Origin of the sequence: Devosia sp. 63-57, from assembly GCF_001899045.1 — a bacterium.
In the GTDB taxonomy this organism is placed as follows: Bacteria; Pseudomonadota; Alphaproteobacteria; order Rhizobiales; family Devosiaceae; genus Devosia; species Devosia equisanguinis.
Genome location: NZ_MKUY01000005.1, coordinates 2,238,280 through 2,251,694, shown reverse-complemented (window position 1 = coordinate 2,251,694; position 13,415 = coordinate 2,238,280). Strand labels below are relative to the sequence as shown.

At 61.1% G+C, this 13,415-nt stretch carries 11 protein-coding genes; 5 read left to right on the top strand and 6 right to left on the bottom strand.

The genetic code is table 11. The features are described from left to right. Positions 1-74: 74 nt before the first annotated feature. On the bottom strand, positions 75-1,865 hold the full coding sequence (aspS, locus tag BGO80_RS19100) for an aspartate--tRNA ligase (RefSeq protein ID WP_126151532.1): 1,791 nt from the start codon (positions 1,863-1,865) through the stop codon (positions 75-77). Between the two features lie 196 nt (positions 1,866-2,061). Between aspS and rnd the strand changes: the two genes are divergently transcribed. After that, the gene (gene rnd / locus BGO80_RS19095; protein WP_286722955.1) at positions 2,062-3,231 is read left to right on the top strand and encodes a ribonuclease D; all 1,170 of its coding nucleotides are present in this window, start codon (positions 2,062-2,064) and stop codon (positions 3,229-3,231) included. Between the two features lie 6 nt (positions 3,232-3,237). Here rnd and BGO80_RS19090 read toward each other — a convergent pair whose 3' ends face one another. The 4 genes from BGO80_RS19090 to BGO80_RS19075 are packed head-to-tail and all read right to left on the bottom strand — an operon-like array spanning position 3,238 to position 8,741. Next, complete coding sequence (locus BGO80_RS19090) at positions 3,238-4,773, bottom strand: Ppx/GppA phosphatase family protein (RefSeq protein WP_286722954.1); 1,536 nt, start codon at positions 4,771-4,773, stop codon at positions 3,238-3,240. Positions 4,774-4,775: 2 nt separating this feature from the next. After that, entirely contained in the window at positions 4,776-6,941 is a 2,166-nt protein-coding gene (locus BGO80_RS19085) for an RNA degradosome polyphosphate kinase (protein ID WP_126151535.1), read from the bottom strand. Beyond that, entirely contained in the window at positions 6,938-7,663 is a 726-nt protein-coding gene (locus tag BGO80_RS19080) for a P-loop NTPase family protein (RefSeq protein ID WP_286722953.1), read from the bottom strand. Before BGO80_RS19080 ends, BGO80_RS19085 begins: the two co-directional genes overlap by 4 nt. Continuing rightward, positions 7,647-8,741: an AI-2E family transporter gene (locus tag BGO80_RS19075; RefSeq protein WP_126151537.1), complete on the bottom strand. Its 1,095-nt coding sequence runs from the start codon at positions 8,739-8,741 to the stop codon at positions 7,647-7,649. The genes BGO80_RS19080 and BGO80_RS19075 overlap by 17 nt, the downstream gene beginning before the upstream one ends. Before the next feature lie 134 nt (positions 8,742-8,875). Here BGO80_RS19075 and purM point away from each other — a divergent pair, with 134 nt between their 5' ends. From purM to BGO80_RS19055, 4 genes are all read left to right on the top strand, one after another. Further along, a complete protein-coding gene (gene purM, locus BGO80_RS19070; RefSeq protein ID WP_286723095.1) occupies positions 8,876-9,952 on the top strand; it encodes a phosphoribosylformylglycinamidine cyclo-ligase in 1,077 nt (358 codons plus the stop codon). A gap of 44 nt (positions 9,953-9,996) precedes the next feature. Then, the gene (gene purN, locus BGO80_RS19065; RefSeq protein WP_230405486.1) at positions 9,997-10,533 is read left to right on the top strand and encodes a phosphoribosylglycinamide formyltransferase; all 537 of its coding nucleotides are present in this window, start codon (positions 9,997-9,999) and stop codon (positions 10,531-10,533) included. A gap of 142 nt (positions 10,534-10,675) precedes the next feature. After that, positions 10,676-11,569, top strand: coding sequence for a DMT family transporter (locus tag BGO80_RS19060; protein WP_286722952.1), 894 nt, complete (start codon positions 10,676-10,678; stop codon positions 11,567-11,569). Between the two features lie 93 nt (positions 11,570-11,662). Next, entirely contained in the window at positions 11,663-11,851 is a 189-nt protein-coding gene (locus BGO80_RS19055) for a hypothetical protein (protein WP_126151540.1), read from the top strand. 32 nt (positions 11,852-11,883) lie between these two features. Here BGO80_RS19055 and gatB read toward each other — a convergent pair whose 3' ends face one another. Further along, entirely contained in the window at positions 11,884-13,383 is a 1,500-nt protein-coding gene (gatB, locus tag BGO80_RS19050; protein ID WP_126151541.1) for an Asp-tRNA(Asn)/Glu-tRNA(Gln) amidotransferase subunit GatB, read from the bottom strand. Positions 13,384-13,415: the final 32 nt, after the last annotated feature.

Below are 13,415 nucleotides of genomic sequence, written 5' to 3'. Positions count from 1 at the left end.
GGCGCCCTAACAGGCGGTTAACCAAGACGGCGGAGATAAGGGCGAGAGTGACCACAGCCACCCTCGCCCAGAGATCAGCTCTGCACGTTCAGGCGAATGCTCAACTCGCGCAGTTGCTTGTTGTCGGCGGGGCTGGGAGCACCCATCAGCAGATCTTCGGCCTGCTGGTTCATCGGGAAAGCGGTGATTTCGCGCAGATTGGCGACACCGCAGAGCAGCATGACAATGCGGTCGATACCGAAGGCAGCGCCACCATGGGGCGGAGCGCCATACTGGAAGGCACGGTAAAGGCCGCCGAACTGCTCTTCGACTTCCTGGCGCGACTTGCCCGTCAACTCGAAAGCCTTGACCATGGTCTCGGGCTCCTGGTTACGGATCGAGCCGGAGGCGATCTCATAGCCATTGCAGACCGCGTCGTACTGATATGCCTTAAGCGACAGGGGATCGGCGGAGTTGAGAGCCTCAAAACCACCCTGCGGCATCGAGAAGGGATTGTGCGCGAAGTCGATGCGCTTTTCTTCCTCGCTCCATTCGTAGAATGGGAAATCTACGATCCAGCACAGTGCATACTGTTCGGTATCGATGACGCCGAGGTCGGTACCAACCTTGGTGCGGGCTTCGCCGGCGAACTTGTAGAACTTGTCCGGACGACCGGCGACGAAGAACACGGCGTCACCATCATCGAGGCCAAGCTGGGCCTTGAGAGCCGCAGTGCGCTCTTCGCCGATATTCTTCGCGATCGGACCGGAGCCGGCGCCGTCCTTGAAGAAGATATAGCCAAGACCGGGCTGGCCTTCGCCCTGAGCCCAGCCATTCATGCGATCACAGAAGGCGCGGCCGATCGGCTCGGCACCAGCCTTGTTCTTGGCCGGGATCGCCCAGACTTCGACCTTGGGATCGGCCTCGATCTGGTTGGCGAAGACCTTGAAGCCGGAACCAGCGAAGTGTTCGGTAACACCCTGGATCTCGATGGGATTGCGCAGGTCCGGCTTGTCCGAGCCGTATTTGCGGATCGCGGTGTCGTAAGGAATGCGTGGCCAGTCCTTGGTGACGCGCTTGCCATCGGCGAACTTCTCGAACACCGAGGTGATCACCGGCTGGACTGTGTTCCAGACGTCTTCCTGAGTCACAAAGCTCATTTCAAGGTCGAGCTGGTAGAATTCGCCCGGCAGGCGATCGGCACGCGGGTCTTCATCGCGGAAACAGGGTGCGACCTGGAAGTAGCGGTCAAACCCAGCCACCATCAGCAGTTGCTTATACTGCTGGGGCGCCTGGGGCAGCGCGAAGAACTTGCCGGGATGGATACGGCTGGGCACCAGGAAATCGCGCGCGCCTTCCGGCGACGAGGCCGTCAGGATCGGGGTGGAGAATTCGGTGAAGCCAGCATCGCCCATGCCGGCACGCATGGCCGAAATGATCTTGGTGCGCTTGAGGATGTTAGCGTGCAGCTTTTCGCGGCGCAGGTCGAGGAAGCGATAGCGCAGGCGCACGTCCTCAGGATACTCCTGATCGCCGAATACGGGCAGCGGCAGCTCCTTGGCCACCGAGAGCGTTTCGATCTCGCGGATGAAGATTTCGATTTCGCCGGTGGGCAGGTTCGGGTTCACGGCCGAGGCATCGCGCAGCTTGACCTCGCCATCGATGCGCACGACCCATTCGGAGCGCACCTTTTCAACGGCCGAGAAAGCCGGGGAATCGGGGTCGACGACGCACTGGGTCAGGCCGTAATTGTCGCGCAGGTCGATGAACAGAAGCCCGCCGTGGTCACGGACACGATGGACCCAGCCGGAGAGGCGCACATTATTGCCAGCATCGGTCGCCGTGAGTGCGCCACAGGTATGCGTGCGGTAACGATGTGTGCTCATGATTTCTGCTCGGAATGCTTGGGAAAAAGACCTGAATCTTGCGCGGGAAAAGCGCATGGCCGCCCCCACTTGTCAAGCGGCGGCCGAATTGCGCGGTTCCGAAGGCACTTAGCCCCCCAAACACGGAAATCGATGGTGGAGCTAAGGCCAATGACCTGCTAGGGAGAATGTTGACTATTTTAAGACGGTAGCCCGGATGGACCTGATTGTTTCCACAGACGCGCTCGCCGCTTTTTGTGAGCGCGCTGCCCAATATGACTTTGTAACGGTCGATACCGAGTTTTTGCGCGAGACTACCTATTGGCCCCGCCTCTGCCTCATTCAGGTGGCGACCAATGACGAGGCGGTGCTGATCGATCCGCTGGCGCCCGATATCAAGCTGGCGCCGTTTTTCGCCTTGCTGGCCAATCCGTCGGTGACCAAGGTTTTTCATGCCGCGAGGCAGGATATCGAAATTTTCGTCAAGCTGACGGGTTCGGTGCCGCACAATATCTTCGACACCCAGATCGCGGCCAGCGTCTGCGGTTTTGGCGACAGCGCCTCTTATGACAGCCTCGTGCGGGCGATCTGCAAGGTCGATCTCGACAAGTCCTCGCGCTTCACCGACTGGTCGGCCCGGCCGCTGAGCGAGAAGCAGCGTCTTTATGCGCTCGCTGACGTCACCTATCTGCGCGACATCTACCGCGAACTGCGCCAGCAGGTGGATCGCACCCGCCGTTGGGACTGGGTCGAAGACGAGTTGACCACATTGCGCAGCATCGACACCTATGTGGTGCAACCCGAACAGGCCTGGGAACGGTTGAAGATGAAATTCAACCGCGCCCGCGAACTGGCGGCCCTCAAGGTGTTGGCCGAGTGGCGCGAGCGCAAGGCGCAGGAAACCGACCAGCCGCGCAGCCGCATTCTCAAGGATGACGTGCTGTATGAGCTTGCGATGCAGCGGCCTTTGAGCGCCGAGGCTTTCGAAAAACTACGTGCCGTGCCGCGCGGTTTCGGACGCTCAAGTGCCGCCGCCGATATCATCTCTTTGCTCAAGGATGTCGAGGCGCTGCCGAAATCAGAGCTTCCGGCGATGCCGGAACGCTATCGTGGCCCGTCGCCCAAGGGCGCGGTCGGAGACCTGGTGCGGGTATTGCTCAAGGCTGTGGCCGAGCAGCAGGGCGTGGCGGCGCGAATCATCGCGACTTCAGACGAAATCGACGCGCTGGTCCTGGACGACGACGCCGATGTGCCGGCGCTCAAGGGCTGGCGGCGCAAGCTGTTCGGCGATAAGGCCCTGGCCATCAAGCATGGCCGTATCGGGCTCGTCGCCACGCGCAACGGCGTTATCGAAATTGCGGTGCAGCGCGAAGAACCGGCCGAGTAGAGGCCTCTATCCGACCTGAACCTTGGCGTCGGCGTGGCCGGCGCAATCGGCGAACTGGCGTAGCCGGTTCCGCAAATGGTCGCCATTGAGGAAGGCAAGATCGGTGGGCAGATGCAGCACCAGGGTGTTGCCATCGATGCCGAAACGGGTCCGAGCCAGAATGCCGGGCATAGCCGCGGTCATCGGATAGGCGACGCGGAACAGGGTGCCAAGCAGGCGCGCCCGGGCCGTGAGATGCTCACTGCCCAATCCGACAAGTGTTTGCGCCGCCTTGCTCTTGAGCCCGTCATAACGAATGGCCAGGGCCTGGGCGAGGAAAGAGCGACCGGGATGATCGACGCCGGTCAGCGATCCATAAGCGACGGCGTCGACGCTCTGCGGGCCGCGATAGTCGGGGTGCGAGCGCCAGCCAATGTCGGCGAGAAGGCTGGAAACAACCCGCAGCCGCTGCTCATCCTGTGTCTCGGTTATGCCTGCTATAGCCATATATTGGCTGGTAAACTCTATGAGATCATTGGCGTGCGCCGGGGAGCGCGAGCGCAGAATGGATAATTCCTCCGCACCCTGGATCAACGGATCGACCGCCTTTTCCTGGGGGCTGAGCAGGCCGTAGAGATAGCCCTCGCGCACACCCAGTGCCGAGAACACAACACTGGCGAAACGCCCGATGCGGAGCAATTCGGCCATCGCCGCCGCACCGAATGGCACGAGGTCGCGGCGCGAACTGCTGACACTGGACGCGCCGGGATAGGATTTCAGCGAGTCGGCGGCGACAATCTCGTCGCAGAATGCGATCATGTCGGCTGCGCCGACCACATAGTCCTGAACCATGTGAAGCGGGTACTGCCGTTTGGCCTGGTGCAGCTTGGCAAGGGAGCGCCAGGTGCCCCCGATGGCCACGAACTGGCCCCCGGGTTCGGCAGCACTGACCAGGGAATCGGCGAGACGCTTGCGGACGATGTTGACCGCCTTGACCGGCGAACCATCGCCATCGTCCTGGAGGCGAATGACACCCAGCTCGTAGGACTGGCCATTGGTATCGGCACCATGAGACACGGAGGACAATTCGAGGCTGCCGCCGCCCAGGTCGCCGACAATACCTTCAAAACCGGGGATACCGGCGACGACGCCGAGAGCGGCGAAATGCGCCTCTTCCTCGCCGGTGAGCACCCTCACCCGGGTTTCCATAATGGCCTCGACCGCGGAGACGAACTGGGCGCGGTTGGCGGCGTCACGAACGGCAGAGGTGGCGAGAACGTGGATCTTGCCGACGCGCATCATGCGCGCGACGAGCGCAAAGCGCTTCATCGCCTCAAGGGCCTTTTCCATATTGGCTTCGGCCAGCCGCCCGCTCTGGGCGATGCCTCGCCCGAGCGCACAAGCGGACTTCTCATTGTAAAGCGGCGTCAGAGAGCGCGCATGACGCTCGTAGACAACCAGACGGACGGAGTTGGATCCGATGTCGAGTACCGCAACAGGGCGCGCGCCCTTGAGACGTCCCTGCGCAGTTGGATCGGCGTCAACGCCCCAGAACTGAGTCAAATTCAGGCCTCTTCTCCCTCACGAGCCCCAGCGCTGCCGCGTCCCGAGAGCGAGGGATTGGTCATGAAGTAGTTGTGGGCGTTGAAAGGCTCCTCGCCCTCGCTCAGCCGCACACGGTGGGAGCTACCATCCGGCAGCACTTCCCAACTCTGCTGATTGTCCCGGAGATAGGCAACCAGGATTTGATCCAAAATCTGCTTGTGCACCGTCTTGTTGAGGATGGGCACCATCACCTCGACGCGTCCATCAAGGTTGCGCCCCATGATATCGGCCGACGAGATATAGACCATGGCACGGGTGGACGGCATGGCCTCACCATTGCCGAAACAATAGATGCGGCTATGTTCCAGGAAGCGGCCGACGATGGATTTCACGCGAATATTGTCGGAAAAACCAGGAATTCCGGGTCGCAGGCAGCAAATGCCGCGGACGATCAGGTCGACCCTAACTCCCGCCTGGCTTGCGTCGTAGAGCGCGTCGATAACCTGCGGATCGACCAGGGAATTCATTTTCAAAAGAATCGAGGCCGGCTGACCGGTGCGCGCAAATTCGATCTCGCGCGCGATGTTTTGCAACAGCGTTTCGCGCAAATTGACCGGCGACACCGCAATGGTCTCAAGCTCGGTTGGGCGGGCATAGCCGGTGATGAAATTGAACACGCGGGCCACGTCGCGGGTGATCGAGGGATCGATGGTAAAGTAGCTGAGGTCGGTGTAAATCTTGGCAGTAATCGGGTGATAATTGCCAGTACCGATATGGCAGTAGCTCACCAGCTTGCCCTTTTCGCGCCGGACCACCTGGCTGAGTTTGGCATGGGTCTTGAGCTCGATAAAGCCGAATACAACCTGCGCCCCTGCCCGTTCCAGATCGCGGGCCCAGCGGATATTGGCTTCCTCATCGAAGCGCGCCTTAAGCTCCACAAGGCAAGTCACAGACTTGCCGGCCTCCGCGGCCATGATCAGCGCTTTGACGATGGGGCTGTCCGAGGAGGTGCGATAGAGCGTTTGCTTGATGGCCACGACATCGGGATCGCGCGCCGCCTGCATGAGGAACTGGGCAACCACGTCGAAGCTCTCGAACGGATGGTGCACCAGGATGTCCTTGGCGCGAATAGCGGCAAAACTGTCGCCATTGTAATCGCGGATACGCTCGGGGAAGCGCGCGTGATAGGGCTGGAACTTGAGATCTGCACGGTCGACGTCGCAAATCTTGCGCGCGTCAGCGAGGCCGAGAAAACCCTGGACCTCGAAGACTTCGGCTTCCTTGACGCCCAGCTGTTCGCCGATCTGGCGTTTCAGCGCGCGCGGCATGGACCGCTCGATTTCGAGGCGGATCACCTGGCCGCGGCGACGCTGACGCAAGGCGCTTTCGAACTCCACCACCAGGTCGGCGGCCTCGTCGTCGATTTCGATCTCGCTGTCGCGAATGATACGGAAAGCGCCTGACCCGACCACTTCGTGGCTGGGGAACATCTTGTGGAAGAAGAGTTTCACCAGCGTATCGATGGTGACGACTTCCGTGCGTCCTTCCGAGGCCAATGCGCTGGGGAGATTGATGAAGCGGTCGAGATTGCCCGGAATACGCACCAGGGCCGTCAATGGCTGGTCGCTGTTCGGTCGCTTGAGCTCGAACGCGAGCGCCAATCCGAGATTGGGAATGAACGGAAACGGATGCGCGGGATCGACCGCAATCGGCGTCAGGACCGGAAAGATTTCCTCACGGAACAGCTTTTGCAGATAGGCTACCTGCTCGGTGCTGAGGTCATTGGTCTCGTGGATAACCACATTCTGCGCGAACAGCTCCTCACGCAGATTCTGCCAGTGATCCTGCTGCTCGAGCTGCAGGTGCTGCGCCAGGGTAGCGATCTCATCGAGTTGCTCGGCCGGCGACAGGCCATCGGCACTTTGTTTGGTCAAGCCGGCGCGAATCTGGCCCTTAAGGCCGGCGACGCGCACCATGTAGAACTCGTCGAGATTGTTGGCCGAAATCGACACAAACCGCAGCCGCTCCAAGAGCGGGTGATTTTCGTTACCGGCCTCTTCCAGAACACGCATGTTGAACTGGAGCCAACTGACCTCGCGATTGACGAAGCGGGCCGGGCTGGTGCGCAGCGCCTCGACATCGGGAACGGCACCCTCGGCTTCGGCAATCTCGCTCATATCGTTCATCGGCTTGTCGGGTCCAAATTCTGAAGCTGCCCGGGCGTTTCGGCCTCCTGCCGGAGCGCCAGTGCCTCCGCAGCTATTATGCGGGTAATGGCCGACCCTTTGGCAAGGGCCAGCCTGTCCATCAGATCGACCAGGATTGCGGCTTCTTGCTGGCTGCGCTCCATGCGCGCGACAAGATAGCCGATAACCTTCGGATCGACCTTGATTTGTCGATCACCGAACAGTTTTACGAAAATGTGTGACAACTCAATGTCATCGCTGCTCTCCAGCCGAAAAATCGGCGCACGGCGGATCCGCGAAAGCACATCTGCGGTCGTGAATGGCCAATTCTGTGGCTCGGCCCGTGCCGTGAGCAACAAAGCGCGCTGCCCTCGCATGGCCTGGTTGAGCACATGGAACAGGTCGTGCTCATCAAAACCGGCTCGGTCGACATCTTCAACGATCAGGTTTTCGCCACCGGTGCCGCCTGCGAAACGACCCAGCGTTTCCGGACCGGTGACGATGGCCTGACTGCGATCGGCAAAGATGCGGGCCAGGTGCGACTTTCCCGAGGCTGCGGGACCGAGAAGGACGGTGGTCGCATCGGACCAATCTGGCCATGTGGTGATGCGGCCATAGGCCAGCGCATTACCTTCGCCAACCAGGAAATCATCCTCGCCATGCGATGGCTCATGACCAAGGTCGAGCGGCAGTTGCCGGGCGCTGCTAGTCAAGGGTGACATCGCTAGTTCCCGTCCCGCGTCCCGGCCCCAGATAGAGCGAACTGGCCTTGTACTTGCGCACGCCATAGCGCACCAGCACCCCGCCAATGGCCGCCAGCGGCACCGCCAGCAACAAGCCAAGGAAGCCGAACAAGGTGCCAAAGGCCAACAGGGCGAACATCAGCCAGACGGGATTGATGTTGATCGAAGACCCAACCAGCTTGGGATAAAGGATGTTGCCCTCGATGAACTGCCAGACCAGGAAAATGCCGGCCACGGCGGCAACCATCCACCAGTTCGGCCAAAACTGCACGATGGCGATGCCCACCGAGAGCGTAAAACCGAAGCCGAAGCCCACGAAGGGAATAAAGCTCAAAAGCCCGGCGATCAAACCGACCGCGAGGCCGAAATTGAGCCCGATCAGCGATAGCGCGGTGGCATAGTAGGCGGCGTCGATCAACAATACACCGCCCTGCCCGCGGATCACACCGGCCATGGAGCTGTCGATATCGCGGAAAATACCCAGGATTTCGGCCTTGTGGCGACGTGGCAGCAAGCCATGCAGCCCACGTACCATGCCGTCCCAATCGAGCAGCAGATAGAAGGCGACCACCGGGGTGACGATGACAAAACCGATGACGCTGATCACGGTGATACTGGAATTGACGATCTCGGTGGTGACCACGCCGACCAGACCCACCATCTGCCCCAAAAGATCGGACACGCTGCGTTCGACCTGGGCGGCGCGCTCCGGGCCAAGCCACTGGTTGAGCTCCGGCGCCCAACGGCGGGCGAGTGCCTGCAGATCGGCAGCGTAACCAGGGAGACGCTGAATAAGACCGATCACCTGCTGTATCACCAGTGGCAGCAGCATGACGAAAATGCTGACAACGATGGCGACAACACCAAGCAGCACGAGGGCAGTGCCCCAGGCGCGACCGATTTTCCAGCGTTGCAGCTGGTTTACGATTGGATTGAGCAGGTAGGCGAGCGCCGAACCGACCACGAAGGGCAGCAGGATGCCGCGGAAAACCCACAACAGCAGGATCAGCACCAGGAAGAAGCCGATCCAGACCAGCACTTGATTTCTAAGGTTCATGGTGCCGGGCGGCCCTTGCGTCTGTGTATCCAAGAAGCTATCAGGCCCTCTAACGGCCAGCACCGAAAAGTTCAACCAACCCGGGTCTTGGGCATTAGTATGTGCCCGATATCCCCAGCATTGGCACCACGCTCATGTCCGACGCCCAAAACCTGCCACCAAACGGTCTGTCTTACAAGCAGGCCGGTGTCGACATCGACGCTGGCAATGCGCTTGTCGAAGCCATCAAGCCCGCCGTCCGCTCCACTCGGCGTCCCGGCGCCGATGGCGAGATCGGCGGCTTTGGCGGATTGTTCGATCTGAAGGCCGCAGGCTTTGTCGATCCCGTGCTGGTGGCCGCCAATGATGGGGTCGGCACCAAACTCAAGATCGCCATCGACACCGGCAAGCACGATACGATCGGGCAGGACCTGGTGGCCATGTGCGTCAACGATCTTGTGGTGCAAGGCGCCGAGCCGCTGTTCTTCCTCGACTATTTTGCCACAGGCAAGCTCGACGTCGCGCAGGGCACGGCTATCGTCGAAGGCATAGCCCATGGTTGCCGGCTGGCAGGTTGTGCGCTTATCGGCGGGGAAACCGCCGAAATGCCGGGCATGTACCACGGAAATGACTACGATCTCGCCGGTTTTGCAGTGGGCGCCGTCGAGCGCGGTGCGCTGTTGCCGCGGCCTGATATTGCCGCAGGCGATGTGCTGGTGGCCATTGCCTCCTCGGGCGTGCATTCCAACGGTTATTCGCTGGTCCGCAAGATCGTCGAGCTCTCGGGCCTCGGCTGGGATGCCACTGCACCATTTGCGACCGGCAAGACGCTGGCCGACGCACTGCTCGAGCCCACCCGTATCTATGTGAAGCCGCTGCTGGCGGCGCTCAAGGCCGGGCTTGGGATCAAGGCGCTGGCGCATATCACCGGCGGTGGCTTCATCGACAATATTCCACGTGTGCTGCCCGAGCAGCTGGCGGCGGATATCGACCTTGGCGCTATTTCGGTGCCGGCCGTATTCGGCTGGCTGAGCAAGGTGGGCGGAATGAGCGAACGCGAAATGCTCCGCACTTTCAATTGCGGTGTGGGCATGCTGGTCGCCGTATCGCCGGCAGATGCCGAGAAGCTGGTGGAAAGCCTCGTCGCCAATGGCGAGACCGCTGCCATTGTCGGCCAGTTGACCGCTCGCCAGGGCGAACCAGTGACCTTCCGCGGGGCCCTGTCCCTGTGAGCAGGAAGCGCGTTGCCATCCTGATCTCCGGACGCGGATCAAACATGTCGGCGCTGATTGCTGCGGCGCAAGCGCCGGACTATCCCGCTGAGATCGTGGGGGTCTTGTCGAACCGGGCGGCCGCACCGGGCCTTGCTATTGCGGCCGGCCATGGGATCGCTACGGCGTCACTAGCGCAGAGCAAGTTTCCAACCCGCGACATGTTTGAAGACACCATGACTCAGGTGCTGGAAAGCTGGGAGGTGGACTATGTCTGCCTTGCGGGCTTTATGCGCATCCTGGGCGAGGATTTTGTCGATCGCTGGCAGGGCCGGATGATCAACATCCATCCATCCCTCCTTCCCGCCTATAAGGGGCTGCACACCCACGAGCGGGCGCTCGCCGATGGCGTTAGCGAACATGGCTGCACCGTGCACTTCGTGACCCCGGGGCTCGATGAAGGCCCGTCCATCCTCCAGGCGCGGGTGCCGGTCCTCCCGGGCGATACGCCGGAAAGTCTTGCCGACCGGATCCTGGTCGAGGAGCATCGGATTTACCCCGAGGCCCTGCGGATGCTGGCATCAGGCGAGGTTCGGGCTTAGCGTAAAAGGCCTCGATTTCGGCCGCTCACCTGCTGCCAAGCCGATAGGCCTCATCACCGCAATTGATCAGGCCCATCGTGAAAATCGGTTCGACCTTCGTTCCGGGTCGGCGTAGCGTCGCGCCTCTTCCAAGAGGTGCCGCATGAGTCTGCGTGACTGGTTTCTGATTGTTCTCCTCGGCGCTATCTGGGGCTGTTCCTTCGTCTTCAACGCCATCCTCATTCGCGAGATCGGCCCGCTCTGGGTGACGTCTTTGCGTGTCGGAATCGGCGCGATCGGCTGTTGGGTTTTCCTCATGGCGCTGCGCAAACCGGTGCCGCGCGACCCCAAACTCTGGCTGCAGCTGGGTGCCCTCGGCGTCATCGCCTATGCGATCCCCTTTGCACTCTTCCCATTGGCCCAGGCGCATCTCGCCAGCGGCATCGCGGCCATCATCAATGCGCTGACGCCGATGGTTACAGCGATCGTTTCGCACTTCTGGATTGGCGGCGAGAAGGCAACGCGGACCAAATTCACCGGCGTGTTCATCGGCTTTGTCGGGGCGGCGATCCTGGTATCCCCGGCCCTGTCGTCAGGCGGCAGCTCGCAGCTCTGGGCCATTGCGGCATGCCTGGGGGCAACGCTGTGCTACGCTCTGTCGCTCAACATTACCCGCAGCTACAAGCATGTAGAGCCTACAGCCTTTGCATCGATCGCGCTGACCGGCGCTGCGCTGGTGGCAATCCCGATAGCATTTTTCGCCGAGGGCGTACCGGTGATGACGCGGCCGGAAACCTGGGGCGCTGCGCTGGCCATCGGCCTGCTCTCGACCGCTTTCACCTTCCAGATCATGTACCGCATCCTGCCGCGCGTCGGTCCGACCAATTTCGCCACCACCACCTTCATCGCGCCGATTTCCGCGCTGCTGATCGGCGTGACGGCGCTTGGCGAAACCGTACTGCCCATCCAAGTACTGGGCATGCTGGTGATCTTTTTCGGCCTGTTGTTCATCGATGGCCGCGTTCGGCGCATGTGGCGGGTGGGGCAGCCAGGCTAGAAGCGGAACATAAGACCGGTCGCTTTCGTTGGCTAACAGACGCTGCGTGCCAGCCCTAAATGGCGGTCGCGGCCAAGCCAACAGGAGGATGCCATGACCAATCCGCGCAAACGTGAGCCGGAGGCTCCGCATCGTCGGCAAGAGCCGGTGCCGCCGATGCCCGTGGGTCTGCCCACTGGCGATGCGGAGAACCCCCATACCTCGCCGCTGCGGAACGACCAGGATACCGAACCGCTCGACCCCAACCTGCCGCCAGAGCCGGGCCACGACATCAATCCATGACATGAAAAAGGCGGCCCTAGGGCCGCCTGTTCCTATTCGATGCCGAGCTTTTGTTTCATCAGCTCGTTCAGTGCCTGTGGATTGGCCTTTCCACCCGAGGCCTTCATGGCCTGGCCGACGAACCAGCCGATCATGGTCGGCTTGGCCTTGACCTTTTCCACCTGATCCGGATTGGCGGCGATGATTTCGTCGACGATTTTCTCGATGGCGCCGAGATCGGTCACCTGCTTCAGGCCGCGACGCTCGACGATGTCGGCGGGTTCGCCTTCCGGTTCTTCGGCGATGAGAATCTGCAAGACATCCTTGCCGCCCTTGGACGAGATGGTACCGCCGGCAATGAGGTCGACCAGGCCGGCAATCTGGCTCGGCTTGAGGTGGGTTTCCCAGACGGCGAGACCTTGGCTATTGGCGAAGGCTGCCACGTCGGCGTTGAGAATATTGGCCACGGCCTTGCCGTCACGCTTGCCGCCACCAAAGGCGACGCAGGCCTCGTAGTAATCGGCGGTTTCGCGATCGAGGGTCAGCACCATGGCGTCATAGGCAGTGACGCCATAATCGCGGATGAAGCGCGCCTGTTTCTCATCGGGCAGTTCTGGCAGGTTTTCAGCGAGTCCAGCAATAAAGGCATCGTCGAACTCGAGCGGCAGCAGGTCCGGATCGGGGAAGTAGCGATAGTCCTGCGCGTCTTCCTTGGAGCGCATGGAGCGGGTTTCGCCATTCTTGGGGTCGAACAGGCGGGTTTCCTGGTCGATCTCGCCGCCGTCTTCAAGAATATCGATCTGTCGGCGGGCTTCGTATTCGATTGCCTGGCCAGCAAAGCGGATCGAGTTCACGTTCTTGATTTCGCAACGGGTGCCGAACTCGCCACCGGGACGACGCACGGAGACGTTGACGTCGGCGCGCATGGAGCCCTGCTCCATATTGCCGTCGCAGGTGCCAAGATAACGCAGGATGGTACGCAGCTTTGAGAGATAGGCCTTGGCCTCCTCCGACGATCGCATGTCGGGTTTGGAGACGATTTCCATCAACGCAACGCCGGCTCGGTTCAGGTCGACGAAGCTCATATTCGGGTGCTGGTCATGAATAAGCTTGCCGGCATCAGTTTCCAGATGCAGGCGCTCGATGCCGATCTCGACGCGCTCGCCATCGATATCGAGCAGCACCTTGCCCTCCCCGACGATCGGGTCCTTGTACTGGGAAATCTGGTAGCCGGGCGGCTGGTCGGGGTAGAAGTAATTCTTGCGATCGAACACCGAGCGCTTGTTGATCTGCGCCTTGAGACCAAGGCCGGTGCGCACGGCCTGTCGGATGCATTCCTCGTTGATCACCGGAAGCATGCCGGGCATGGCTGCGTCGACGAAACTGACATTGGCATTCGGCGGGTTGCCGAACTCGGTCGATGAGCCGGAGAACAGCTTGCTTTCGCTTGTTACCTGCGCATGCACTTCCATGCCAATGATCACTTCCCAATCGCCGGTCGAGCCGGAAATCAGGCGCTTCTTGTCGGGGGTGCGGGTATCGACGAGGGTCACTTGGCAGTCCTGAAAGTCGGAATTTTTCAGTT